Origin of the sequence: Sulfurospirillum sp. hDNRA2 (genome assembly GCF_024206095.2) — a bacterium.
GTDB lineage: Bacteria > Campylobacterota > Campylobacteria > Campylobacterales > Sulfurospirillaceae > Sulfurospirillum.
In genome coordinates, this window is the sequence record NZ_CP159800.1 from 309,574 (window position 1) to 332,880 (window position 23,307).

General features: G+C 45.3%; 23 protein-coding genes, 1 tRNA gene and 1 pseudogene. 9 read left to right on the top strand and 16 right to left on the bottom strand.

The genetic code is table 11. The annotated features are described in order from the left end of the window. Positions 1-38 precede the first annotated feature (38 nt). Positions 39-137: transfer RNA gene (locus tag NL930_RS01640), tRNA-Sec, on the bottom strand. Positions 138-233: 96 nt separating this feature from the next. Here NL930_RS01640 and NL930_RS01645 point away from each other — a divergent pair. Then, on the top strand, positions 234-857 hold the full coding sequence (locus NL930_RS01645) for a lytic transglycosylase domain-containing protein (RefSeq protein ID WP_060825200.1): 624 nt from the start codon (positions 234-236) through the stop codon (positions 855-857). A 5-nt stretch (positions 858-862) separates the two neighbouring features. Here NL930_RS01645 and NL930_RS01650 read toward each other — a convergent pair whose 3' ends face one another. The 6 genes from NL930_RS01650 to aspA (NL930_RS01675) form a co-directional block, all read right to left on the bottom strand. Next, positions 863-1,510, bottom strand: coding sequence for a response regulator transcription factor (locus tag NL930_RS01650; protein WP_041963022.1), 648 nt, complete (start codon positions 1,508-1,510; stop codon positions 863-865). Further along, on the bottom strand, positions 1,507-3,354 hold the full coding sequence (locus NL930_RS01655; protein WP_254377151.1) for an ATP-binding protein: 1,848 nt from the start codon (positions 3,352-3,354) through the stop codon (positions 1,507-1,509). Before NL930_RS01655 ends, NL930_RS01650 begins: the two co-directional genes overlap by 4 nt. 96 nt (positions 3,355-3,450) lie before the next feature. Continuing rightward, entirely contained in the window at positions 3,451-4,497 is a 1,047-nt protein-coding gene (locus tag NL930_RS01660) for a type II asparaginase (protein ID WP_373027952.1), read from the bottom strand. Positions 4,498-4,535: 38 nt separating this feature from the next. Then, positions 4,536-5,837 (bottom strand): anaerobic C4-dicarboxylate transporter, encoded by a 1,302-nt coding sequence (locus tag NL930_RS01665; protein ID WP_039673722.1) that lies wholly within the window; start codon positions 5,835-5,837, stop codon positions 4,536-4,538. An 87-nt stretch (positions 5,838-5,924) separates the two neighbouring features. Continuing rightward, complete coding sequence (gene aspA, locus NL930_RS01670) at positions 5,925-7,352, bottom strand: aspartate ammonia-lyase (protein WP_354672758.1); 1,428 nt, start codon at positions 7,350-7,352, stop codon at positions 5,925-5,927. 182 nt (positions 7,353-7,534) lie between these two features. Further along, complete coding sequence (gene aspA / locus NL930_RS01675; protein WP_354672759.1) at positions 7,535-8,965, bottom strand: aspartate ammonia-lyase; 1,431 nt, start codon at positions 8,963-8,965, stop codon at positions 7,535-7,537. Between the two features lie 421 nt (positions 8,966-9,386). On the opposite strand from aspA (NL930_RS01675), the gene NL930_RS01680 reads away from it, so the two are divergent. The 3 genes from NL930_RS01680 to NL930_RS01690 are packed head-to-tail and all read left to right on the top strand — an operon-like array spanning position 9,387 to position 13,377. Continuing rightward, on the top strand, positions 9,387-11,498 hold the full coding sequence (locus NL930_RS01680) for a TonB-dependent receptor domain-containing protein (RefSeq protein WP_254377150.1): 2,112 nt from the start codon (positions 9,387-9,389) through the stop codon (positions 11,496-11,498). Positions 11,499-11,506: 8 nt separating this feature from the next. Further along, complete coding sequence (locus NL930_RS01685; protein WP_254377149.1) at positions 11,507-12,343, top strand: class I SAM-dependent methyltransferase; 837 nt, start codon at positions 11,507-11,509, stop codon at positions 12,341-12,343. 11 nt (positions 12,344-12,354) lie between these two features. Further along, a complete protein-coding gene (locus tag NL930_RS01690) occupies positions 12,355-13,377 on the top strand; it encodes an ABC transporter substrate-binding protein (protein ID WP_254377148.1) in 1,023 nt (340 codons plus the stop codon). Positions 13,378-13,379: 2 nt separating this feature from the next. On the opposite strand, the gene NL930_RS01695 is transcribed toward NL930_RS01690, so the two are convergent. The 8 genes from NL930_RS01695 to NL930_RS01730 all read right to left on the bottom strand — a co-directional run bounded on the left by NL930_RS01695 (position 13,380) and on the right by NL930_RS01730 (position 19,190). Then, positions 13,380-14,036 carry an SDR family oxidoreductase gene (locus NL930_RS01695; RefSeq protein WP_254377147.1) on the bottom strand — a complete coding sequence of 219 codons (657 nt, stop codon included), beginning with the start codon at positions 14,034-14,036 and terminating at the stop codon, positions 13,380-13,382. Continuing rightward, on the bottom strand, positions 14,033-15,271 hold the full coding sequence (locus NL930_RS01700; RefSeq protein WP_254377146.1) for a spore photoproduct lyase family protein: 1,239 nt from the start codon (positions 15,269-15,271) through the stop codon (positions 14,033-14,035). Before NL930_RS01700 ends, NL930_RS01695 begins: the two co-directional genes overlap by 4 nt. Continuing rightward, complete coding sequence (locus NL930_RS01705; RefSeq protein ID WP_039673707.1) at positions 15,243-15,779, bottom strand: nucleoside phosphorylase; 537 nt, start codon at positions 15,777-15,779, stop codon at positions 15,243-15,245. Before NL930_RS01705 ends, NL930_RS01700 begins: the two co-directional genes overlap by 29 nt. Beyond that, complete coding sequence (locus NL930_RS01710; RefSeq protein WP_039673705.1) at positions 15,779-16,054, bottom strand: type II toxin-antitoxin system RelE/ParE family toxin; 276 nt, start codon at positions 16,052-16,054, stop codon at positions 15,779-15,781. Before NL930_RS01710 ends, NL930_RS01705 begins: the two co-directional genes overlap by 1 nt. Beyond that, positions 16,044-16,298, bottom strand: a complete 255-nt coding sequence (locus NL930_RS01715; RefSeq protein WP_254377145.1) for a type II toxin-antitoxin system prevent-host-death family antitoxin — start codon at positions 16,296-16,298, stop codon at positions 16,044-16,046. The genes NL930_RS01710 and NL930_RS01715 overlap by 11 nt, the downstream gene beginning before the upstream one ends. A gap of 89 nt (positions 16,299-16,387) precedes the next feature. Further along, positions 16,388-17,059, bottom strand: coding sequence for a hypothetical protein (locus NL930_RS01720; RefSeq protein WP_254377144.1), 672 nt, complete (start codon positions 17,057-17,059; stop codon positions 16,388-16,390). A gap of 53 nt (positions 17,060-17,112) precedes the next feature. Next, on the bottom strand, positions 17,113-17,871 hold the full coding sequence (locus NL930_RS01725; RefSeq protein WP_254377143.1) for an acyl-CoA dehydratase activase: 759 nt from the start codon (positions 17,869-17,871) through the stop codon (positions 17,113-17,115). Continuing rightward, positions 17,871-19,190, bottom strand: coding sequence for a double-cubane-cluster-containing anaerobic reductase (locus NL930_RS01730; protein WP_254377142.1), 1,320 nt, complete (start codon positions 19,188-19,190; stop codon positions 17,871-17,873). Before NL930_RS01730 ends, NL930_RS01725 begins: the two co-directional genes overlap by 1 nt. A gap of 270 nt (positions 19,191-19,460) precedes the next feature. Here NL930_RS01730 and NL930_RS01735 point away from each other — a divergent pair, with 270 nt between their 5' ends. Beyond that, the gene (locus NL930_RS01735; protein ID WP_039673697.1) at positions 19,461-20,225 is read left to right on the top strand and encodes an undecaprenyl-diphosphate phosphatase; all 765 of its coding nucleotides are present in this window, start codon (positions 19,461-19,463) and stop codon (positions 20,223-20,225) included. A 12-nt stretch (positions 20,226-20,237) separates the two neighbouring features. On the opposite strand, the gene NL930_RS01740 is transcribed toward NL930_RS01735, so the two are convergent. Further along, positions 20,238-20,825 carry a DUF134 domain-containing protein gene (locus tag NL930_RS01740; RefSeq protein WP_254377141.1) on the bottom strand — a complete coding sequence of 196 codons (588 nt, stop codon included), beginning with the start codon at positions 20,823-20,825 and terminating at the stop codon, positions 20,238-20,240. 115 nt (positions 20,826-20,940) lie between these two features. Between NL930_RS01740 and NL930_RS01745 the strand changes: the two genes are divergently transcribed. From NL930_RS01745 to NL930_RS01755, 4 genes and pseudogenes are all read left to right on the top strand, one after another. Continuing rightward, positions 20,941-21,471: a NifB/NifX family molybdenum-iron cluster-binding protein gene (locus NL930_RS01745; protein ID WP_254377140.1), complete on the top strand. Its 531-nt coding sequence runs from the start codon at positions 20,941-20,943 to the stop codon at positions 21,469-21,471. Positions 21,472-22,108: 637 nt separating this feature from the next. Then, positions 22,109-22,507: pseudogene (locus NL930_RS13370) on the top strand (methyl-accepting chemotaxis protein); the annotation flags it as partial. A gap of 33 nt (positions 22,508-22,540) precedes the next feature. Further along, positions 22,541-22,936 carry a CZB domain-containing protein gene (locus NL930_RS13375; RefSeq protein ID WP_231964826.1) on the top strand — a complete coding sequence of 132 codons (396 nt, stop codon included), beginning with the start codon at positions 22,541-22,543 and terminating at the stop codon, positions 22,934-22,936. After that, entirely contained in the window at positions 22,936-23,304 is a 369-nt protein-coding gene (locus tag NL930_RS01755; protein WP_060825224.1) for a response regulator, read from the top strand. Before NL930_RS13375 ends, NL930_RS01755 begins: the two co-directional genes overlap by 1 nt. The last annotated feature ends 3 nt before the right edge of the window (positions 23,305-23,307 follow it).

Genomic DNA, 23,307 nt, shown 5'->3' on the forward strand with positions numbered 1-23,307 from the left:
TAGTTGTCAAAAAGTGTTTGAAATCTATAGCTGAAGTATGGCGAGAGGGTGTAGGAATCGAACCTACCGGCAAACGGTCAACCGCCCACCCGATCGGCTTTGAAGGCCGTGGTGCACACCAGAGTCACATACCCCCCGCAAGAGGAAAAATATTTTAACCAAGATATGCTTTAGTGAGAATAAAGTTTGCTTTATTTATAATGAAGCAAACGTGAAAAAAGGAGGAAAAGGATATGGTACGACACATCCTATTAGTGCTTTTTTTTCCTCTTTTTTTATGGGCGGCGCAAGCCAATCAAAGTGAAAATATTTGGGTGAAAGTCGGGCAAATTTACGGTATCGAGCCGCGCTTGCTTTATTCTATCGCTAAGGTAGAAAGCGACTTGGATCGTTACGTGGTTGCTTTTAGTGCTTCCAAGATGACACCGAAACAAGCCCAAGAGTTACAAGCGTTTTTGAAGCAAAAAGGGATTGAAAGCAAGCAGTATTCGCAAGTGATTGCGATTAAAAGCAAAAACAAGTACGAAGCAAGCCACGTCGTGCATTTTCTCTACACGCGCAACTACCCGCGTTTCGATATGGGCATTATGCAGATCAACTCGATTCATAAACCCTTGCTAGACAAGGCAAATATCTCTTTGTACGATCTGTTTGATCCGAAAATCAACATTCAAGTCGGAGCGTATATTTTAGCAACCTGTTTTGAGCGCCATAAAAATACCAAAGACGCCATCAATGCCTACAACGGCAAGATCGACGACAATCCCTACTCCGCCAAAGTGTTTAAAGAGTTTAAAAAGCTCTACAGTTCGTACCAATCCGGTAAAACGCAGCTTTACTACCGAAATCCCTCCTAAGCGGCTTATATCTCGCCCAGACGATAGCCCATCTCTTTAATCATCTCGATCGCACCTTCGGGGAGTTTTTTACGCAAGCGTTTGATAAGAGCACGCATATTTAAGATGTTGGTCTCTTCACCTTCCCAAACGTACTCTTCCAACTCGTTAAACGTTACGACGCGATGGCGGTCTTTGATAAAAAGGTCCAAAAACATACACTCTTTTTTAGCGAGCTTAATCTCTTCGTTTTGAGGATCGAACAAGCGGTGATTGAGATAATCGTAGGTATATCCGCTCCAAAACGAGAGGGTTTGCGAGGGTTTGTGGCAGAGTTTTTTGACCTTTTGGACCAACTCGTAGATAAAAAACGGTTTTTTGAGGTAGTCGTCGCAACCGATTTCGTACGAGGTTTGGATTTTTTCGAGATCGTGGTTGGAACTGATGATGATGGCGGGAACGTCTTTATGGTAGATGCGGATCGTCTCCAAAATGGAAATACCGTCGATAGAGGGAACGTTAATGTCCAAAATGAAGCAGTGGTATCCGCGGTTGAGTGCATCGAGGGCGACCTCTCCGTCCATAAAAAGATCGACGGTGTATCCTTCTTTCATTAAGACGCTTTTAATAACGTTTGCAAGGCGTTCGTTATCTTCTAAGACTAAAATTTTCATACGGCACTCCCTAAAATAATCGTAAAGCACGCACCTTGATTTTGATTTGAGACAAAGATGCGTCCGTTCATTTTATCTTCGATAATTAATTTTGACATGTAAAGCCCTATTCCGTGTCCGTGTTCTTTGGTGGTAAAGTATGCCTGAAAGACGTAAGGAAGCTTCTCCTCCACAATACCGCCGGCGTTGTCCGCGATCGTGATGACGAGATTTCCCGCTTGATTGTAAATGGCGATGTCGATGATGCCCCGTTTGATTTTTTTGGCTTCTCGCGCCTCTTTGATTTGATCTTTGGCGTTGTTGACGATGTTGAGCAGGGTTTGCATAAATTCGTTTTTATACCCGCGAACCCTAAGATCGGTTGCGTTTGAGATGTCCACGCTAACGTCGATATAATTGTACTTGATCGTATGATGGATGATCTTTAGCATCGTTTCAACCGCTTCATTAACGTCAAAAACGGTCTTTTCGGAAGAGGGCATAATAAACGTTTGAAAATCATTGATCGTGTCGGTCATATAGCGTACCTGTACCATAATATCCTGAACGTATCGATTGTGTTCTTCATCGCTTTGAACCTCTTGCGCATAGAAGCGTTCTTGGGCAATGGTGGCGATTTCGACGAGCGGATTTTTCCATTGGTGTGCGATCGAAGAGAAAATTTCGCCGATTTCGGCAAGCTTGGATTGTTGAATGATGAATTGTTGGTGCTTGTTTTTTTGCATTTCGATCGTGCGAAGTTCCTGCTCGGAACGGATACGTCGGTAAATATTATGGGCAAGCCCTAAAATCAAGAAAATTAAAAACGGCGAGATTAAAAAGACCGCATCGATAAATTTACGGTACGTGTCGAAAAAAGTCGGCGTCGCGTTAATCAGTTCGTACGTGTCGATCGCCGGCTTTGGGGAAAGGGAAAACGCTTCGAGTTTTTGGGCATCGAACTGATATGCATAGGTTTGAAACGTGTCCACGTCGAGTGCGGGGAGTTTTTTATCTAAAATATTGATCGCTTTTTCGCCGGTATGTTCGCCTAATTTTTTAATCAAAACGAGTTTACCGCCTAATGCGCCTTTGCCGATAAAAAGCGTATCGGTAACAAAAACGGGCAATGCGCTTTTGTCAAGCATCGAGGCGATTTGGTTGTTGTAGTAAAGATTGCCTTCTTTGTCGTTGTAAAAGCGTACGAAAAAGATCGCTTCTTCGGGGTTGGGTTTTGAAAAGCGCTCTTCAAGCTCCGCAAGCGTCGATCGGCGGATATATTCGATCTCGATCGGAGCGCGGTTATTGCGGATAGCCTCTTGAATAAAAGGTTCGCTGTCGTCGCCGTTCGCGCTCGTATCGTTGATAATATAGAGTTTTTTTAAATGCGGTATCATCGAGCGTATCATGGCAATCGTCTCGGGAATGGCACGTCTCTCCAAGATGCCGTAGACACGATCTTCCAAATGCCTAGAACGCACTTCTTCGGGTTCGAATAGCTCCAAGCCCGTAAATAAAATAGGCTCATTCGTGAAGAGTTCATGGTAGTATTTGATCACAAAATCATAGGCAAAATTATCGACGGCAATGATCAAATCGTAACGGTTTTTTTGCAATTGAAGCTTATACAACTCGCGCAATTTGGCGTAATACTCTTCGGAATTAATACGCTTAGAATCCATATACCAAATATTGATTTTAATGTCTGGATACGTGTAAAAAACTCTTTCCATCCCTAAAATAACGTCATCGCTCCATTGAAAGCCGCGATGGTAGGAGTTAATAATTAAGATATTTTTATCGTGAGCCAAAAGAGGAATGACGTTTACAAGAAGCATAAAACAGAGTAAAATGGCCTTTTTCACGGTCGTCTCCTCTTTAATTTTGGGCAGATATTATAACACCAAATCTTTTGACATGTAAAGAATATCTCACCCCAAAAAATGGGGCGAGAAAAAGGCTTAATATTCTAAGAACAGTTTTTGAAGGGCTTTTTTATCGTTGGTTTTGGTTAGTCCCAACATTAAAAGAACGCGCGCTTTTTGCGGATTTAACGTCGTCGTTGCGATAAACCCGTATTTAGCGTCGTCCACTTCGCCCTCTAAGGTCGTACTACCGCTACCCACGCGAGAGCTTCGCGCCACGATAACCCCTTTTTTCACCGCTTCGGCCAAAGCCTCTTGCGTTAAAGGGAAAGGATTGCCGTTACCCATACCGGCATGGATAATGCCTTTCGCACCGGCGGCAACGGCCGCTTTAACCATAACGTCCGTATCGCTTGGATGGGCGTAAACGATGTCGACGCGCGGTAAATCTTCCAATTTGCTAATGTCAAATTCGGAAGCAACGGTGTGTTTACGGGTCGGTTGCATGTAGTATTCGACGTTACCGTAGTAAACGGTACCGATTTTACCGCTGTTAGGCGATGCAAAGGCGTTTACGGAGCTGGTATTTACTTTAGTGACTTCGCGAGCACTGTGAATTTCATCGTTCATCACGACAACGACGCCTTTACCGCTCGTCTCTTTGTTAATCGCCACGTTGACCGCATTGAAAAGGTTCATCGGACCATCGGCGCTCATAGACGTTGAAGAACGCATTGCCGCAACAAAAACGACGGGTTTTTTGCTTTTAACCGTAAGATCGAGAAAGTACGAAGTCTCTTCGACCGTATCGGTTCCGTGCGTAATGACGACGCCGTCAATGTCCGGTTGCGCTAAAAGCTCGTTGACGCGTTTAGCAAGTTTCAACCAGACTTGGTTCGTCATTTCCTGCGAACCGATGCTAGAGATTTGCTCTCCTTTGATCGTAGCCATGTCGTTGATGGCGGGAACGGCGGCTAGCAATTTATCGACCGTTACGGCACCGGCGGAATACGAACTTTTAAGCTCCGACGTTCCGGCTCCGGCGATGGTTCCTCCGGTCGCCAAAATAGCAATAGTCGGTTTGGCGATCAAAGAAGAGGCGCTAATGAGCGCCGACATACACAAGACATGTAAAAACTTCATCGTAACTCCTTTTGAAAAATGTGGTAACCCTCTACACGTTATAAAATGATCTCACCGATGACGAATGCAAATGCGACGGAAAGCGCGATTGCAACGACACCGGGAATAATAAACGGATGGTTAAAAACAAACTTACCGATGCGGGTTGAGCCCGTATCGTCCATTTCGACTGCGGCAATCAGCGTCGGATAGGTCGGAAGAACGAAAAGCGCACTGACCGCGGCAAACGATGCAACGACGGTCAAAGGGGAAACGCCGAGTAGCAAAGCACTCGGAATCAAGGCTTTTGCGGTTGCCGCTTGCGAATAAAGAAGCGTACTGGCAAAGAAAAGTACTACCGCCAACATCCACGGATAGACGTTGAGCAAATCGCCCGCCATCGCTTTAATTTGTGCGATGTGATTAGCCACGAACGTATCGCCGAGCCATGCGACGCCAAGAACGCAGATACATGCACTCATTCCCGATTTAAACGTTGCGGAATTGAGCACTTGGGCACATTCGATTTTGGTAAATGCCGCGATCAAGGTTGCCGCCGCAAACATAAAAAGCATAATCGCTTCGTTTCTCGGAACGACCGGATTTTTAATGATGCCGACTTTATCGCTAATAAGCGTTGCGTACGTAACGACCGCAATAATCGTCAGCAAAAAGATACCGACGGAAAGCTTTGCACCCGGTTTAACGTCCAGTTGCGTCGTACCGCGCATTTTAACCAAGCCTTTTGCCACTCTTTCTTGGTAAATAGGATCGTCTTTAAGCTCTTTCCCGAGGAAGTTGGAAACGAATGCCGCAACCATACATGCTAAAAACGAAGAGGGAATGCAGACCGCCAAAAGTTCCAAATAACCGATACCGTGTTTTTCCAATGCCCCGCTTAAAAAGACGACGGCGGCGGAGATCGGAGAAGCCGTGATGGCGATTTGCGATGAAACGACGGCGATGCTCAAAGGTCGAGAGGGGCGTATGCCTTGTTCTTTGGCAACTTCCGCGATTACCGGAAGCGTGGAAAACGCGGTATGTCCCGTACCGGCAAAAAACGTCATAACGTACGTTACGATCGGTGCTAGAAACGTAATATACTTAGGGTTTTTACGCAAGATTTTTTCGGCAATGCTGACCATATAGTCCAGCCCGCCCGCCACTTGCATCGCGCCGATAGCCGCAATAACGGACATAATAATTAAGATAACGTCGATGGGAATCGACCCGAGCTTGAGTCCGAGTCCAAGCGTCAAGACTAAAACGCCCAACCCTCCGGCATAGCCGATACCGATACTACCGAGTCTTGCTCCGAAAAAAATCGCGGCAAGGACGACAATCACTTCTAACCATAACATGGAAACTCCTTTAAGTAAACTTCTCTCAAGGTTTGATAAACCCTCAAAGCAGCTTAATGCTCGGGGCTTACGCCCCGAAGCAAAAGGCTATTTTTCGAATTTATCTTTTTCGGAGAGACCGAAATTGCGGGGTTTGATCATATTTTCAGGCTTGATGATGTCTTCAAGTTCGTCTTTGGCTAAAAGACCGCGTTCGAGAACGATGTCGTAAACCGAACGATGGGTTTCCAAAGCTTCCTTGGCGACTTTAGTGGAGTTTTCATAGCCGATAAAAGGGTTGAGCGCGGTCACAAGACCGATGCTGTTAAGCACCAAGGCTTTGCATCGTTCCGGATTGGCGGTAATGCCGTCCACGCACGTATACGCCAGCGTTTCAAACGCATTGCGCATCATGTTGATCGAATTGAAAAGGTTAAACGCGATGACGGGCTCGAAAACGTTAAGCTGAAGTTGACCGCCCTCGCATGCCATCGTAACCGTGATGTCGCTACCGATGACTTGAAAGCAGACTTGGTTGACCACTTCGGGAATGACGGGATTGACTTTGCCGGGCATAATAGAACTGCCCGGTTGCATCGCGGGAAGATTGATTTCGCCAAAGCCCGTGCGAGGGCCTGAACTTAAAAGCCTAAGATCGTTGCAGATTTTAGACATCTTGGTCGCAACGCGTTTGAGTACGCCCGAAATCTGTACGTACGCACCCGTATCCTGCGTCGCCTCGACCAGATCGCCCGCCGTCACGAAAGGTCGTCCCGTCACCTCTTGAAGCTTGGCTTCGACGGTCTTGGCATAATCGGGATGCGCATTGATACCCGTACCGATTGCCGTAGCTCCCATATTGATCTCGCGTACGAGTTGTCTCGCTTCGCTAACCCTTTGAATGTCTTCTCCGATCATAACCGCATACGTTCGAAACTCTTGCTCTAAGCTCATCGGTACGGCGTCTTGAAGTTGGGTTCTTCCCATTTTAATGACGTCTTTGAATTCACTTGCTTTCTTGGCAAACGAATCTTTGATAATCCGCATCGAATCGCTAAGCTCCCCAAGCTTCTCGTAAAGAGCGACCCTTAACGCCGTAGGGTATGCGTCATTGGTGGATTGAGAAAGATTGACGTCGTTATTGGGATGTAAAAACTGATACGCACCCTTAGGATGCCCCATCGACTCTAAACCGATGTTGGCGATGACTTCGTTGGCATTCATATTGGTCGAAGTACCCGCACCGCCTTGAATCATATCGACGACAAATTGATCGTGAAACTTTCCGGAGATAATGTGCTCGCACGCTTCGACGATAGCGTTTTTCTTTGCCTCCGAGAGTAAATGCAGTTCGTAATTGGCTAAAGCGGCTGCTTTTTTAACCTTGGCGATGGATTCGATAAAGGTCGGAAAACTACCGAGCGTAACGCCCGTAATGTGAAAGTTCTCTGCCGCTCGCGCGGTTTGAACGCCGTAATAACATTCGTTGGATATCTCTTTATCGCCGATTAAGTCGTGTTCGATTCTGGTTGACATAGTGTCTCCTTAAAATTTAAAGGTAGCGGAAGTGTAAACCTTGAAAGAGACTTGAAAATGACTTTTCGACGTTTTTTTAAAATTTTTTTGAAATAAAGCAACTAATTATCGAACGTAAAAAATAGATCGTAACGAGAGGGGATGAAGGAGGTAAAGCAGAGGGCAAAATGCCCTCGAAAGCGTTAGCGTTTTTCGAATTTATCTTTTTCGGAGAGACCGAAATTGCGGGGTTTGATCATATTTTCAGGCTTGATGATGTCTTCAAGCTCGTCTTTGGCTAAAAGACCGCGTTCGAGAACGATGTCGTAAACCGAACGATGAGTTTCCAAAGCTTCCTTGGCGACTTTAGTGGAGTTTTCATAGCCGATAAAAGGGTTGAGCGCGGTCACAAGACCGATGCTGTTAAGCACCAAGGCTTTGCATCGTTCCGGATTGGCGGTAATGCCGTCCACGCACGTATACGCCAGCGTTTCAAACGCATTGCGCATCATGTTGATCGAATTGAAAAGGTTAAACGCGATGACGGGCTCGAAAACGTTAAGCTGAAGTTGACCGCCTTCGCATGCCATCGTAACCGTGATGTCGCTACCGATGACTTGAAAGCAGACTTGGTTGACCACTTCGGGAATGACGGGATTGACTTTGCCGGGCATAATAGAACTGCCCGGTTGCATCGCGGGAAGATTGATTTCGCCAAAGCCCGTGCGAGGGCCTGAACTTAAAAGCCTAAGATCGTTGCAGATTTTAGACATCTTGGTCGCAACGCGTTTGAGTACGCCCGAAATCTGTACGTACGCACCCGTATCCTGCGTCGCCTCGACCAGATCGCCCGCCGTCACGAAAGGTCGTCCCGTCACCTCTTGAAGCTTGGCTTCGACGGTCTTGGCATAATCGGGATGCGCATTGATACCCGTACCGATTGCCGTAGCTCCCATATTGATCTCGCGTACGAGTTGTCTCGCTTCGCTAACCCTTTGAATGTCTTCTCCGATCATAACCGCATACGTTCGAAACTCTTGCTCTAAGCTCATCGGTACGGCGTCTTGAAGTTGGGTTCTTCCCATTTTAATGACGTCTTTGAATTCACTTGCTTTCTTGGCAAACGAATCTTTGATAATCCGCATCGAATCGCTAAGCTCCCCAAGCTTCTCGTAAAGAGCGACCCTTAACGCCGTAGGGTATGCGTCATTGGTGGATTGAGAAAGATTGACGTCGTTATTGGGATGTAAAAACTGATACGCACCCTTAGGATGCCCCATCGACTCTAAACCGATGTTGGCGATGACTTCGTTGGCATTCATATTGGTCGAAGTACCCGCACCGCCTTGAATCATATCGACGACAAATTGATCGTGAAACTTTCCGGAGATAATGTGCTCGCACGCTTCGACGATAGCGTTTTTCTTTGCCTCCGAGAGTAAATGCAGTTCGTAATTGGCTAAAGCGGCTGCTTTTTTAACCTTGGCGATGGATTCGATAAAGGTCGGAAAACTACCGAGCGTAACGCCCGTAATGTGAAAGTTCTCTGCCGCTCGCGCGGTTTGAACGCCGTAATAACATTCGTTGGATATCTCTTTATCGCCGATTAAGTCGTGTTCGATTCGCGTAGGCACGGGTACTCCTTTGAGACGGTTTGCGCCATTATAGAGAGTCTTGCTTTGCGAAATCTTTACATGTAAAGATTATATCGTAGATGAATCTTGAAAAATAAGTGTTTGTAATACATCAAGTAATATGCATTTAATACATATTTAAGAAAATTTACAGTTAAATGTGACGTTATATTTTTTTATAACCAACGAAATATAACCAAGCGTACCTGTTGTGTGAATTTCATTTTTCGTTCTTGTTTTGTTACTTCAACACATAGCTTTTAGACTATGTAGATACCATATTTATCCAAACGAAACGTGATTTTTTTATTGTAAATACCTCACAGGTGAACGTTTTGTCGCTCTATCGGTGAAGCCTAAAGCAACGCCACCCATTGTATATAAATATATATAGTTAAATTATTATTCAAAAGGAGTCGGCGTGAACAAAAACGGTTTGAAGGGATGTAGTGCGATACTTATCCCTATTTTATTTACCACAAATGCATTTAGCGAAGAGCGTCAAGATAAAACCAATGTCGTGCTTGAGGGTGTCGTTGTTTCGACGGAACGCTTTCAAGAGTTAGAGGGTGGTATCGCAGATGGTTTTTTAACCAAAGAGGTTTCCGTTGGTGCATTGGGCGATAAACGAGCGTTTGATGTTCCCTATCAAATCAACACCATTCCCAAAGAGATCATTAAAAACCAACGTTCCCAAGGCTTAGAAGACGTTATCAAATACATTCCCTCTGCTCAAATAGAGTGGCGAGGTGGTGCGGATGTCGGGCGTCCACAAACCAGAGGTATGCGAGGCGATGTCGTGGCGAACAGTTACTGGGACGGATTACATGTCGTTTCTACGACCGCAACCCCGATGGCAATGTTCGATAGCCTCCAAATTTTAAACGGGCTCTCAGGCTCATTGTACGGTGCGGCAAACCCTTCGGGCGTATACAATTTTGAACGTAAACGACCGACGAAAGAGTATGAAAATTCTTTACTTTTTACGTATGGAGAAAGCGGACATGCCGAAGCAGAAGCCGATGTAGGCGGTAGACTCAACGATAAAGTAGGGTACAGAGGTGTTTTCGTAGGCGGTGACGGCGAGGGATACGTCGAAGGAAGTAACCTAAGACGACAGCTTATCTCTACGGGGCTTGATTTTTATCTCACCGATCGGCTGACATTGGAGACAAACTTTAGTTACTACAAATACATCAAAGAGGGCTATACCGGTCAGTTTAATATGCCTTATACCGCACTAGGCGTTGCACGCTATACGCTTCCTGACGCATACGATGCATCCGATGAAAAATACGCGCAAAAAAATGCGGGGAGGGAACTCACAACCACCACGTACAGTGGAAAACTCAAATACGACATAGCCGATAATTGGTATGCGGAGGGCGGATACTTAACACAACGTGCCGATAGAGCGCTTTATGGCTTAACCAACACATATAATTCCAATAACGGAACGTATACGTCATCCGTACCGGCTCAAACCACGGCAACCCGCTTTGAGCTTGATAGTTATATGGCTTATATCAAAACGAAGCAAGAGATTTTAGGCTTTGAAAATGATATTGCGATGGGCGGAAACGGTTATATTTGGGATATTTATACCAATAAAGCAACCGGAGGTAGGTACATCTCTTCGACTACCGATGTGAAGAATTTAACGTTGGGAGATACGATTAGGTTTAACGATCAGTGGCAAACTTTAGTATCCGTCGGTAAAAGCTGGATAGGAACCGAATCGTACAATGTTGCGGGAGTAACGACTTCGGACGTTTCTAAACAAGACTACAGTTATGCCGCAAGCGTGATTTACCAGCCGATAGAAAATTTAAGTTTGTACGTGACGTATGCGGACAGTATTCAACCGGGGGATTCCGGAACGGACGTACACGGGGTTATAAGAACGTTAGATCCTTACCGCAGTAAACAGTACGAAGTCGGTGCAAAACTCGCTTTAGAGCGGATCGATCTCTCAACGGCTCTTTTTCAAATCAAACGACCGACAGCGTATACGGGAAGTGATGGCGTCTTTGAGGAACAAGGTGAGCAGACCAATAAAGGGGTCGAGTTTATGGCGTCGGGTAAACTGGCTCAGGCATTGGCTCTCTTTGGTGGTGTCACGTTTATGGATACGGAAATCAGCGGTGCAAAGATTGCTAGTATCAACAATAAAGAAGCAATCGGCATGCCTGAATGGCAAGCCAATCTTTTGGTGGAATACACCGTCCCTAGCTTTGAAGAACTCGTACTCAGCAGTAACTTCCACTACACGGGTGAGCGGGCGATTGATCCGGCTAATACCCAATGGGCAGATGAATACTTTACGATTGATCTAAGCGCGCGATATGCGACCAAAAAACTTTGGGGCGATCGAACGATTTTTAGACTTTCCGTCAATAACATCACCGATGAAAAATATTGGGGCGGCATTTTTGCCAGTAACGGCTTAGACGGTAATGCTGCTTCTGGGTCCACCAGCCTTTTTTTAGGTGAACCGCGCAATATTACGGCTTCGATTGAAGTACGGTTTTAAGGAATACGATGAACGGACTTGTGAATTGGGAAGCATTGCGTCGACAACGTTTTGCAATGCTTAGAGACCCTAAAACGCCAAACGTTGATTGGAATGCGATGGCGGAAATGTACGACGGCATGGCTAAGCTTGAAAAATCTTTTACGCAAAAACAAGTCGATGCGATGGGTATTACCCAAGACGATACGGTCGTCGATATCGGTTGCGGACCGGGAAGATTAACCGTGCCGATGGCACAAAAAGCTAAATCGGTGACATGCGTGGACGCTTTTGAAAAAATGTTGGAGCGTTGCGTGCAAAACGTACGCGATGCAGGGCTTCATAACGTTAAACCTTTGTTGCAAAGTTGGTTAGACGAGGACGCGGTAGCAAAGATCGGCAAGCATGATATTGCCGTGGCGTCACGCTCGGTCGGTATGTTTGATATTCTCAAACTCAATCAGTTGGCGACCAAGTACGTTTTTGTCATGAGTTTTGCGAATGCGCCGAGTTTACGGGAAATTCAGTTGGATTTTTTGGAGGGCATTACGGATATTTCTCCGATGAAGAAATTACCGGATGAGCGTATGTTTGACTATAACCTAACGTTCAATACGATTTACGATCTTGGAGCCAACCCCAGCGTCGTTGTGTTGGACGATGGGTTTGAGCGTATTTACGATTCGAAAGAAGAGGCGTATCAACATTTACGTTTTGTGGGGAAAATCTTGCCCGAGCACGAGGAACGCTATCGCTATAACGTCGATCGATGTTTGATGCCGCTTGAAGACGGACGATGGCGAATGCTTCGAAAAACGCAGACGTATGTCATGTGGTGGAAGCCTTCGGAATTACATTTACCCTAAAGAAGAAAAACATGAGAAACTTTTTGGTGCTATGGATCGCATTTTGGACGATCAACCTACATTCGTATGCCGACGAAGCGGTACGAACGCTCAAAGATAGCGACGGTAAAGAGGTCGTCATCCCTTTACATGTCAAGCGGGTCGTACCGCTGATCGGGGCATTTGCCCAAGTGACCGGTATGCTTGGCAAAGAACACGCGATGGTCGCAACCGTACCGCGGCTTTCCAGCATGTTCTATACGGTTTTTCCTTCCGTAGAGCAAAAAAGTAGCGTCGGTAATCCTTCGGTCAATATCGAAGCGATTATTGCCGCTCAAGCGCAAGTCGTGTACGGACCGATCGCTTATTTTTTGAAGGATACCCAGATCGCTCAGTTAAAGAATGCCGGTATTGCCGTTGTGAATGTGGCAAACTTTTCGACGATCGAAGAGATGAAAGAGAGCATTACCTTGATCGGAGAGATTTTAGGGGAGGACGCTCCTCAAACCGCAAAGCTTTTTAACGACTATTACGACGCCGTTATAGCGCGCGTACAGGCTAAAACGCAAACGCTTTCTCCAAAGCTGAAAGTTTTAACGCTTAATTTTTCGGCGGGAAGCTATACGACGCTCAACGATAGCGATATAGGGTCTATATACGTTAAAATCGCCGGAGGCGTCAATGTCGCCGCAGATTATGCCTTGGATTCGAAAGGGATTGCAAAAACGCTCAACGGCGAACAAGTTCTAGTTTGGAACCCCGACGTCATCGTAACGTATAGCCGAATGAGCCAAGAAACGATTCTTAGCAACCCCGCATTTCAAACACTCAATGCCGTTAAAAACCGTCGTGTTTACGTCGTTCCGACGGGCGTTTATTTGTGGGCGGTGCGCAGTGCCGAGGGGGCGTTAGAGCCTTTATGGTTGGCAAAAACGCTTTATCCCGATCTGTTTCAAGACCTCTCTTTAGAAAACGAAGTCCGTCGTTTTTATCGGCTTTTTTACCGTTATGACGTGAGCGATGAAGAGATCAAAACGATTTTGAAAGGCGCGTAGCGTTACTTTTTCGCGATGCCTACTTTTTGCGGGCGGATCGTCATATCGGTGATCGCACCTTTTACATGTAAAACGTCTAACACGCTTTGAGCGATCGTTTGCGGTAGCAAATAGGTCTGTTCGTCGTCGCTCGGCGCAAAATGGAGTGCGTTAAAAAAAGGCGTTTGGGTTATGTCCGGATTGATGGACGTAACCTTGACGCCGCTTTTACGTACCTCTTCAAAAAGGCAAAGCCCAAAATCGCGAAGCCCGCTTTTGGTGGCGGTATAGAGAGCGGAGTATTTGGCGTGGCGCGTGGCTTCGACGGACGTGATGTTGATGATGTGTCCACCCGTTTTTTGCAAAGCGCGCAAACAAAGGCTGGAGAGAATGATGGGCGCGGTGAGATTGACATCGATAAGGTTTTTGATCTTAGCAGTGCTGATCGTCTCGTGCGGATCAAAGAGTCCTACGCCGGCGCAGTTGATGAGCACATGCACGTCGTGCTCTTTGAGCCACGCTTTCACGACCCTTTCGAGTGTTTCGCCATCACGCAAGTCACATACGATGTCCGCCTCGCGTCTGCCGATATTAAAAACGGTGTAGCCTTCACATGTAAGCCTCTCTTTGATCGCTTTACCGATGCCGCTACTACCGCCGCTCATCAAAACCGTTTTCATCGTATTCCTTTGATTTTTTGTGCGTATGCTTTGAGCATCGCTTCTTCAAACGCTTCATTGTTGGCGTACTCGTGTCCGAAAACCTTTTGCCACAAGCTTTCATCTTCCATGCAGAGGTAGAAAAAGACGTCATTGTGCCACGGCTGAAATGCTTGGTAAAGCGTGCTAAACATCTGCTCTTTTAAAGCAAGCGGATAGGAGTATTTTCCGCTTGCGTCGACTAAAGGCATTTGAAGAATTTTACTCTTTTGCGCACGCAAACGGATCTTTTTGAGAACGGGTTTGATGAAGGTCAGCGTGCCCATCGAAACGAGGGCAACTTCTTTACATGTAAAGGTTTTTAGAAGCTCCTGCGCGATGGCGGTGTAGGCTTTGTGCCAGCCCTCAAACAAGACGATAGGGTGGAAATGAAAGCCGACTAACACGCCTTTGTCCGCCAAGGCTCTAGCACTTTGGATGCGTGCTTGTAGACTTGCCGCACGTTTTTCTTCGTTGTCGATGATGACCTGAGGGTTGAGCGACCACGTACAGAGGACGTTTTTAGGCACGTCGTTTTCCAAAAGATAAGCGATGGTGTCAGACTTGCTTTTAAGCTCTAAAATGACGTTAGGGTTTTTCCTTGCAAAAGCAAACAGTGCTTCCAAAACACCAGAACGGTTTCCCCACATTAGAGAGTCCGAAGATTGTCCCGTACCGATATGGTAGGTTTTAGCGGGGTCGAGTTCCAGTCGCTCTAACTTTTCGGCAAAGTTTTTATCAAACGTGATCGTGTTGTTTTTGTAAAAACTTTGAATCGAGCAGTACGAGCAGTCAAACCCGCAACTCTCCACCGCGTCCAAAGTCATCAGATTGCAACAACGCGTTTTTGGCGAAGCCACGGGGCAAGAGCCAAGTCCTAAACTCTCTTTTTCGATCTCTTCAATCTTGAAGCTCTCTTTTTCAAAGGTTTCTGCTTTTTTGGGGTAGACTTTGAGCGTGTTTTTAAATGTCTCATAACGGTTTTGAAGATGGGCTAACGCCTCTTTTTTGCTCTCTTTATCTTCCCAAAACGCTTCGATCTCTTCATCCCACATCTGTAAATCAATGGCGATAACGATGAGTTGCTGAATCTGCGAAAAGCTGAAACGATAGGCATCGGCTTTGGTTTTTAAAAAATCTTGCGTTCTTACATGTAAGCTTTGAAAGGCGGTGTTTTCGCACGCTTTTTCAAAATGCGCTTTTTGATCTTCTAACATATTTCTCCCACTGTTTGATGCTTTTATTTATCCAATTTCCCACGTCCGCTTTGCTTGGAACGCTCGTTTCCAAATGGTCGGAGACGATCTTGAAGACATATGTTTCGACGGTTTTTGGAACGGTTTGCAAAAATGTATCGGCTTCCATATCGACCAGCGTTGTGGTGACATGTAAAGTATCATCGACCGCCTTTGGGCGTGAGGAACAGGTCGCAAAAGGAATGTCCAAACCCTCGTGCGTCGTGCAAAAGAGCGTGCCTTTGGCAACCGTCGTGTCGCTACAACCCGCGATACCGATGTTGATAGCAACGCGCGGTTCATAAAGCGAAAGCGCATACGCAAGAGCCTCTTTGGCGTTTTGGTTTCCCATACCTGAGACGATAAGCGCGACGTTTTCGTTTTCGTAAAGGTTAAACGGTTGTTTTGCTTTACATGTAAGCTTAAAATGCCCGATGATAGGCTTAGCTTCGGCAACGAGCGCGGTGTGAATAAGGGTATGAATCGGCACTAATAGACCTCGTCATGTGCGCCGATGTCGAGTAAAATAATGACTTCATCGACGATGATAAAATCTAAAATAATGTGGTACTGCAAATCTAGCGAAACCGAGTAAAACGCTTTGAGATTGCCTTGAAGTTTGTGCAAACGCAAAGAGGGGTGATGCGGATTGGCACTTAAAAGTATCAGCGTTTTTTCGTATTTGCTCTGCATTTCAGGGTGTTTTTTGAAAAACTTGACCGATTTTTTAAAGTATTCGTCCGTTCGCGTGATGTTATAAGGCACCTTGTAGCTCGCTTAGATGCTCTTCCACGCTTTGCGTTTTAAAACGCCCCTCTTTGATCTCTTGCATCGTCTCTTCATAAAGACGGTCAAGCTCTAACGTGCGCAAATTTTTGTAGCGCTCAATGTCGATGACGACGTATTTGTTTTTGCCCCGCACATTGATGATGACTTCGCTTACGCTCTCAAAGAGTTTATCCAGAAGGCTCACCCCTTTGGTTTTGATGTCATTGGCTGATACGATCATAAGAGTATCCTTAATAGTACGATTTAGCGTATTATAAAGAATGCTTTTGGAAAGTTTGCTGAGAGTTTGGGTTTACATGTAAGAATAATTTACGATAGTGGAGTATTCTTAAAATACTTATCAAGTATTTGATAAAGCGTGTCTGAGTAAGGTGTTTTGAGAAAAAAGATTTTGATTTGATTGTCTTTTTTATCGTATCTTCCATCTATCGTATTTGCTGTTTGTAATATCCCAAAACTACAAAATTTATCTATTGCAAAAATATAATGTTCATCTTCTATGGGTATTAGAAGATAAGGAGCCATATTTATTTTTTCAGGCTGAATCATATGTTGGATAGCATAATAGTAAATTTCAAAGTCCTCATGTGTAAATGTATTAATATTTGTAAAAAGTGAAGATTCATAATAATTAAGTGAGCCATTTTTGATTTTATTTTTTGATAATTTTGCAAGCAAAAAAGTGGTGATTCGATTGTCGGCATGAAGGTTTTTAATGATGAGATTACTCATAAATTCTCTATCTGCATGTGAAGAAGAATTAATAAATTTGAGAAGTTCATCAGTTGAAACGTCATTGTTTGCCATATCTAAAATGAGGTTATTAAATTTAGCGTCCAAAAAGCCTTGGTAACTTTTAGCAATAGATTCTTTAATAATGGAGAATGCGCCGCCATTTGCCGCATCTATGGCATGATAGATAGCTTTAGCATCGGCTTTTAAGTCGTTCCCAACTTTTTTCGGTAAAAATTTGAGACTCATAAATAACCTTTTTTAATGTTATAAAATTATACCCAAACCTTTACATGTAAGAATTATTGTACGACTTCAAACCCAGCCAGTGCAGCACCCACGGCGCCGATGAGTTGGGGATATTTGGGGATGAGAATGGTTCGCTCTAACTTGCGCTCTAGCATATGATGCAAAAACGGGTTGAGCGCACCGCCTCCTGTGAAAACGATGCAGTCGTTCTCTTTAACGACAAATTTCTTCGCCATGGAAGCCAAACGAGAAGCGATGGACTCGTGCACGCCGTAGCAGATGTTCGCCAAACTCTCTTTTTTGGCGATAAGCGAGATGACTTCAGACTCCGCAAAAACGGCGCACATACTAGAAATGGTCAGCTCTTTGTCGTGCTCAAAGCCCGCTTTGGCAAAGGTTTCCATATCAAGTCCTAAACGATTGGCGGCGATCTCTAAGAATTTTCCCGTACCTGCGGCGCATTTGTCGTTCATGCGAAAGTCGGTAAAACTGCCAAATTCGCCCATTTTGATGACTTTGCTGTCTTGTCCGCCAAGGTCGATGACGGTGGCGACATTGGGTTCAAAAAAGTAGGCTCCTTTGGCGTGCGCTTTGATTTCACTGATGACGGGTGCACCGTGCGAATCTTCCAGCATATAACGCCCATAGCCCGTGGCGACGAGCATTTTGACCTCTTTGTCTGCCAAATACTCGCCCACGATTTTGTCTTGATTGAAGATGGTCGGGATGACCGCGCTATCGACGATCTCCCGCTCTTTACCGATACCGATGATTTTTGTATAGGTCGAGCCTATATCTACGCCCCAAAACATTATTTGGACTGAAACGCTTGCGCTTTTTTCTTGAAGTTGATGCTCTCTAAAAAGGCTTCAACGCGCGTTTTGATCTGTCCTGCATCTTCAGGTGAATAGTCAGACTCGATGACAAGGCACGGAATGCCCTCTTTTTGCATCGCTTCGAGTACGAGGTGCGACTCGACGTTGTAGGTGTGACAAAAGGAAAGCGTGTAGTAGATGACGCCATCGGCTTGCCTTTCTTTGTACATTTGCACGATTTTGTCGATGCGTCCGGTGTTGGGCGTAAAACAGGCACAGTCGATTTTGGAGTAGCGTGTCATCAAGCGTGCGTAAAGTTCGTCGTCGCTTTGCGCGCCTTCGATGTCCACGTTGTCTTTAAAGTAACGATGCCCGATGCAACTCTCTTCGTTGATGACGCAACCGCCCGTCGTTTCGACTGCCGTGTGAAGTTTCCAGTTGGGTGGGGCAAAGGGCGTTCCAAGCACCATCAAACGAGGCGTATCTTTCGGAAAAACGCTCTGTTTATTTTTCACACGCTCTTCAAGCTCGTCGCAGAGTTCATTGACTTTCTCGGTATAACGCTCGATGTCGTCCATAAAACCCACTTGCGTGATAAAGAGCGCATCTTTGCCGCTGATGGGCATAACATCGGGATTCATACCGCGTAAACGATCGAGCCTTTGAAGCGCGCTTCGTTTGGCATTGACTTTGCGTACGCCCTCTTTCATCGCATCGAGGCTGAGTTTTTTCTCGGTAACGGCTTCGATGTGCTCTTTAAACTCTTTGATCTCCTCTTGCCACATTTTGAGGTCTTTCTCACGCTTCATATGCGGAATGTTCATGACATGTACGGGATGGTGTTTGGCTAAGATCTCCCATGCTTTTTTCTTCGCTTCACACGTGGTTTCGCCGTAGATAAAATCACTGGATTGCGTATACGCACAGGTGCGTTGCAACTTAAATCCGTGCGCGGATTTGATGAGGGGACAGATGTTGCGAGGAAGCTCGGTTTCGGCGTCCGCTACCGTAGCGTTAGAACCGCCGCATAAGCCATAACAGGCTCCGCCCGCACCCACGACGATCTCTTCGGGAACAAAGATACAAAACGTACCTACCGCCGGTTTTTTCTCCGCACGAAGCGCATTGATCTCAGCAATCCTTTGCCCTTGAATCTCGCTCATAAACCAGTCGAAATACGCCATTCCTTTAGGACGATCGGGTTGTCCTAAAAACTGTGCTTTGTAGGCTTCTAACCCGGCACCCATCATCTTTGCGTGACGCTCAACGTCGACACCGATACTTCCTAATAAATCCTTGTGGAGTTCAACACCCATCGTACTTTCCTTTGTGAAAAATGTAGTGCTGTTTAGGTTTACATGTAAAGCGATGCGCAGTAAAAAAGAGGTGCTACTTCATGTATGTCTAAGCCTTAGACCAACAGCAATTGATGTATTGTAAACTACTAAAGATTAAAATTCGGTAAATTTTACTTTACCGAATTAAGAGCAAATTTCTCCGTTTACAACGTTGCGTATGCGATGTTTGGCAAAGACTAACGCGGCTTATGCTAAAATCGCGTTTTATCTTTACATGTAGGAATTTTTGTGGATATTTTTCAGTCTATTATTATGGGTGTGGTTGAGGGTTTTACCGAGTTTTTACCCGTTTCATCGACGGGACATATGATCGTGACGGCGGATTTTTTAGGTATTCGGCAAGATAGCGTGACCAAAGCGTATGAGATTATTATACAGTTCGCCGCGATTATGGCAGTCGTATTTGCTTATAAGGACAAATTTACGTTCAAAAAAGTGGAATTGTGGAAAAAAATTATTATCGCATTTTTACCGATCGGTATCATCGCTTTTTTATTTGCGAAGCAGATTAAAGCACTTTTTAGCGTCGAAGTCGTGGCGACAATGTTTATTATCGGCGGCGTCGTTTTCTTGATCGCGGAGAAGTATTACAAGCCTAAAGCGCATTTTGTCGACGACGTCGAAAACGTCAGCTATAAACAAGCGTTGTTGATCGGTTGTGCGCAATTAGCGGGATTGATTCCGGGAACGTCGCGTTCGGGTTCGACGATTTTAGGAGCGATGTTTGTGGGTTTAACGCGAAAAGCAAGTGCGGAATTTTCGTTTTTGTTGGCATTCCCCGTTATGAGTGCTGCTACGGGGTACAGCATCGTCAAAAATTTTCATGAATTTAACGGCGAAAATTTGACGGTTTTGGGTGTCGGTTTCATCGTCGCTTTTATAACTGCGTATCTGTCGATCAAATGGTTTCTTAAATTTTTACAACGTTACACGTTTGTTGCGTTCGGCATTTACCGCATTCTTTTCGGTGCGGTGTTGCTTGCGATCTACTAGCGTTTTAGCCGATTAATCAAAGAGGTGCGCTAGTACCTCTTTATCCACGACTGCTTTTTGAATAATATGAATTCCCCGCGCGGAGAGTGCACTTCGAAGTCCTTCCCCCAATTTTTCGCTGATAAAAAAGTTGACCTGATGGTTTTGGAAGAGTTCGGGAAGCACCAAGGGCGGTTTGAGGTTTTGCGCGAAAACGGGATTTTCAAGTTCAACCCACGATACGATCGTATGATCGTGAATCGTCGCGATGATGACGTATTTTCCTTTGGGTTGAAGCGGTAAAAGCGTCTTTGGCGAGTCGCAACACAAAGCAACGACGTAGCGATCGCGCTTGGTTTCCAAGTCCAAATGGTGTCCGCCCAAAAGCGCTAACGCGACTTTGTAATGCGCCGACTTGATAATACGCGCAAACGTCGGACGCGAAATACCCATTTTTTGTGCCGCATCTTCTTGATAAAGCCCCATCAAATCCATCCAGTACAATGCTTCGGTCTCTTCGCTTAAAAGCATAATCGACTCATTGTGCGTAACGTTTTTAGGCGTAAAACGCGTACAAAGCGGTTGGTAAAACGTTTGACGAAGGCATTTTTGACGCGGCATGAAGCACTCCTTAAATCGTAAAAGTTATGGTAGCATAAAAGATTTAAAAATACTTGACATATGTTCATTTAAAGTGATACAATTACGAACATATGACCAAAATAAAGGAGATACAATGATCGCAATGCCGATTAAAACCGATAGTGAAAACAGTGCTTTAGCACCGCTTTTCGGTAAAGCAAAATTTTTCGCTTTGATCGATGAAAACGCTAAAATCACGATTCAATCCAATGAAGTCGAAGGCGGTATGAAAGTCGCGCAATGGTTTCAAAAAGCGGGCGTTACGACGCTCATTACGAACCATTTAGGCGAAAAACCGTTTGCGGCACTTCAAAAAGCGGGTATTCGCGTCTACTTCGCCGGAAGCGAACGCATCGAGATTGCCCAAGCCCTTCAAAAGTTTAACGATCATCTTTTAGAAGAAGTGACCTCAAATAACTACGACGCGCTCTTGAGAGAAGAAGACGGCAAAAAATCCCACGGTTGCCATGGTTCGCACGAGGGGTCGTTTCGCGCGAAAGCCAAATGTTGTGAGAAAAATCGCAATCCTCTTGCCTCGGCGCATCGTCACGGTCGCAAAGAGGGTGAATGCGGCGAACACGGACATCATCACGAACACGGTTGCTGCCACCACGAGCACGCATAAGTATTCGTAAAAAGCCAAACGCGCTTCTTCGTTGCGTTTGGCATCTTTAGCCGGTTCTTCCGTCAAAAAATTTCGTAAAAACGTCATTAAAATGTTATAGTTTCGTTCTATAATATAAGAGACCCAACAAGGAAGAGTGATGTTTTTTCAGAAAAAAGAACCCGAGGCCTTAGGAATTTTACGTCAAGAAATCGAAACGCTTAAAGCCCAAAACGCTTTACTTAAGGAACTCTCTTTGTTTTCGCAAGAAGAGATGATTGTGGTACTCGACGCTTCCAAATCGATCGTTATGCAAAACGATTTGGCCCGCACTACGATAAAAGAGCCGCAAAAACTGGCCGCACTTTTAAACGAATCGATGCAAAATATCAGTATGGACGGATGTCAAGGAACGTTGCGAAGCAAACGCCTTAGCGAAGGATGGGTCGCTTACAGCATCATCAAAACCGACGTACGCAACGCCAAAGACAGTCACATTCTTTCGATGCATCAAGATTCCATCTCCGGTGCGCTGAAAAATTCGCAACAAACGTTTTCCGAAATCTTGAACGACTTAAAAACGATGAAAGAAGAGTCGTCGCAAATCTCAAACGAAGCACGCGACGGACTGAGTTTAGCACATAACGCTTCTTCGGCGATGGATACGTTAAGTATGTTGATGAGTGACGTCGTCGGTAATGCCAAATCGCTTTCGCAACGTAGCGGTGAAATCTCAAGCGTGGTACAATTGATTGAAGATATTGCCGATCAAACCAACCTTTTAGCCCTCAATGCCGCTATCGAAGCCGCGCGTGCGGGGGAACACGGACGGGGATTTGCCGTCGTTGCCGATGAGGTGCGAAATTTGGCGGAACGAACGCAAAAGGCCACTAAAGAGATTGCGATGGTCGTTAAAACGATGCAACAAGAGTCCGCCCAAACCGAACAAAGTACCGCCGAAGTCAATCAAATCGCTCAGACAACGAAAAAACAAACGGACGAGCTCACGACCAAAATCGTCTCTTTCGAGAAAAACGCAACGCGTTCGGTTTTTGAGGTCGATCATCTGAGCGATAAAATCTTTGCTTCTTTGGCAAAAATCGACCACGTCATCTATAAAAATAACGTCTATTCGCTACTCTTCGGAGAAAAAAACGAGTTTAAAGCCGTTACGCACCATGAGTGCCGTTTGGGACATTGGTATGAAAGAGGTATCGGGAAAGAGGAATTTCATGCGATGCCTTCGTATGCTAAACTTGAAAATCCGCATGCCAAGGTGCATGAGATCGCCAACCGTTTAGCCCAAGAGTGCGGCGAAGGAAAGGCAATCTGCTCGAAGGCGCACATCGAAGAGATGGTATCGCAAATCGAAGCGGCAAGCGGCAGTGTTTTTGAAAGCTTAGACAGTATGGTTGAAGAAAAAGCTAAAAAATTAATGTTGGAAGCAAAAGATCGCTTATTCGATCGAACGATAAAGGGTGCATAATGGCGAAAACGATCAAAGTTGCTATCATCGACGATGAGCAGGATATTTTGGATATGATCGAAAAGTATTTAAGACGACTCGGCGGTTTTGAAGTGGACGTCTTTAGCAACCCGACCCATGCGTTAACGCGCGTGGACGGGAAGTACGATATTGTTTTCTTAGATATTATGATGCCTCAAATGGGTGGATTGGACGTCTTAAAAGCGTTGCGGGAAAAAGCACCCGATTTGAAAATCGTCATGATGACGGCGTACTCGACGTTGGATAAAGTGCTTCAATCGCACCGTGAAGGCGCAACGCACTACATTATGAAACCGTTTTCTTCGATGAAAGTGCTTGAAGAAAAAATCCGAGAGCTTGTCAAATAGTTT

Bases quoted from the DNA above. Each gene is read 5' to 3' on its own strand.
- NL930_RS01745 (WP_254377140.1), top strand. From the start codon at position 20,941: ATGATCGCAATGCCGATTAAAACCGATAGTGAAAACAGTGCTTTAGCA.
- NL930_RS01695 (WP_254377147.1), bottom strand. From the start codon at position 14,036: ATGAAAACGGTTTTGATGAGCGGCGGTAGTAGCGGCATCGGTAAAGCG.
- NL930_RS01715 (WP_254377145.1), bottom strand. From the start codon at position 16,298: ATGATCGTATCAGCCAATGACATCAAAACCAAAGGGGTGAGCCTTCTG.
- aspA (WP_354672758.1), bottom strand. From the start codon at position 7,352: ATGTCAACCAGAATCGAACACGACTTAATCGGCGATAAAGAGATATCC.
- NL930_RS01755 (WP_060825224.1), top strand. From the start codon at position 22,936: ATGGCGAAAACGATCAAAGTTGCTATCATCGACGATGAGCAGGATATT.
- NL930_RS01740 (WP_254377141.1), bottom strand. From the start codon at position 20,825: ATGCCGCGTCAAAAATGCCTTCGTCAAACGTTTTACCAACCGCTTTGT.
- NL930_RS01725 (WP_254377143.1), bottom strand. From the start codon at position 17,871: ATGTTTTGGGGCGTAGATATAGGCTCGACCTATACAAAAATCATCGGT.
- NL930_RS01690 (WP_254377148.1), top strand. From the start codon at position 12,355: ATGAGAAACTTTTTGGTGCTATGGATCGCATTTTGGACGATCAACCTA.
- NL930_RS01650 (WP_041963022.1), bottom strand. From the start codon at position 1,510: ATGAAAATTTTAGTCTTAGAAGATAACGAACGCCTTGCAAACGTTATT.
- NL930_RS01685 (WP_254377149.1), top strand. From the start codon at position 11,507: ATGAACGGACTTGTGAATTGGGAAGCATTGCGTCGACAACGTTTTGCA.
- NL930_RS01720 (WP_254377144.1), bottom strand. From the start codon at position 17,059: ATGAGTCTCAAATTTTTACCGAAAAAAGTTGGGAACGACTTAAAAGCC.
- NL930_RS01730 (WP_254377142.1), bottom strand. From the start codon at position 19,190: ATGGGTGTTGAACTCCACAAGGATTTATTAGGAAGTATCGGTGTCGAC.
- NL930_RS01700 (WP_254377146.1), bottom strand. From the start codon at position 15,271: ATGTTAGAAGATCAAAAAGCGCATTTTGAAAAAGCGTGCGAAAACACC.
- NL930_RS01660 (WP_373027952.1), bottom strand. From the start codon at position 4,497: ATGAAGTTTTTACATGTCTTGTGTATGTCGGCGCTCATTAGCGCCTCT.
- NL930_RS01665 (WP_039673722.1), bottom strand. From the start codon at position 5,837: ATGTTATGGTTAGAAGTGATTGTCGTCCTTGCCGCGATTTTTTTCGGA.
- NL930_RS01645 (WP_060825200.1), top strand. From the start codon at position 234: ATGGTACGACACATCCTATTAGTGCTTTTTTTTCCTCTTTTTTTATGG.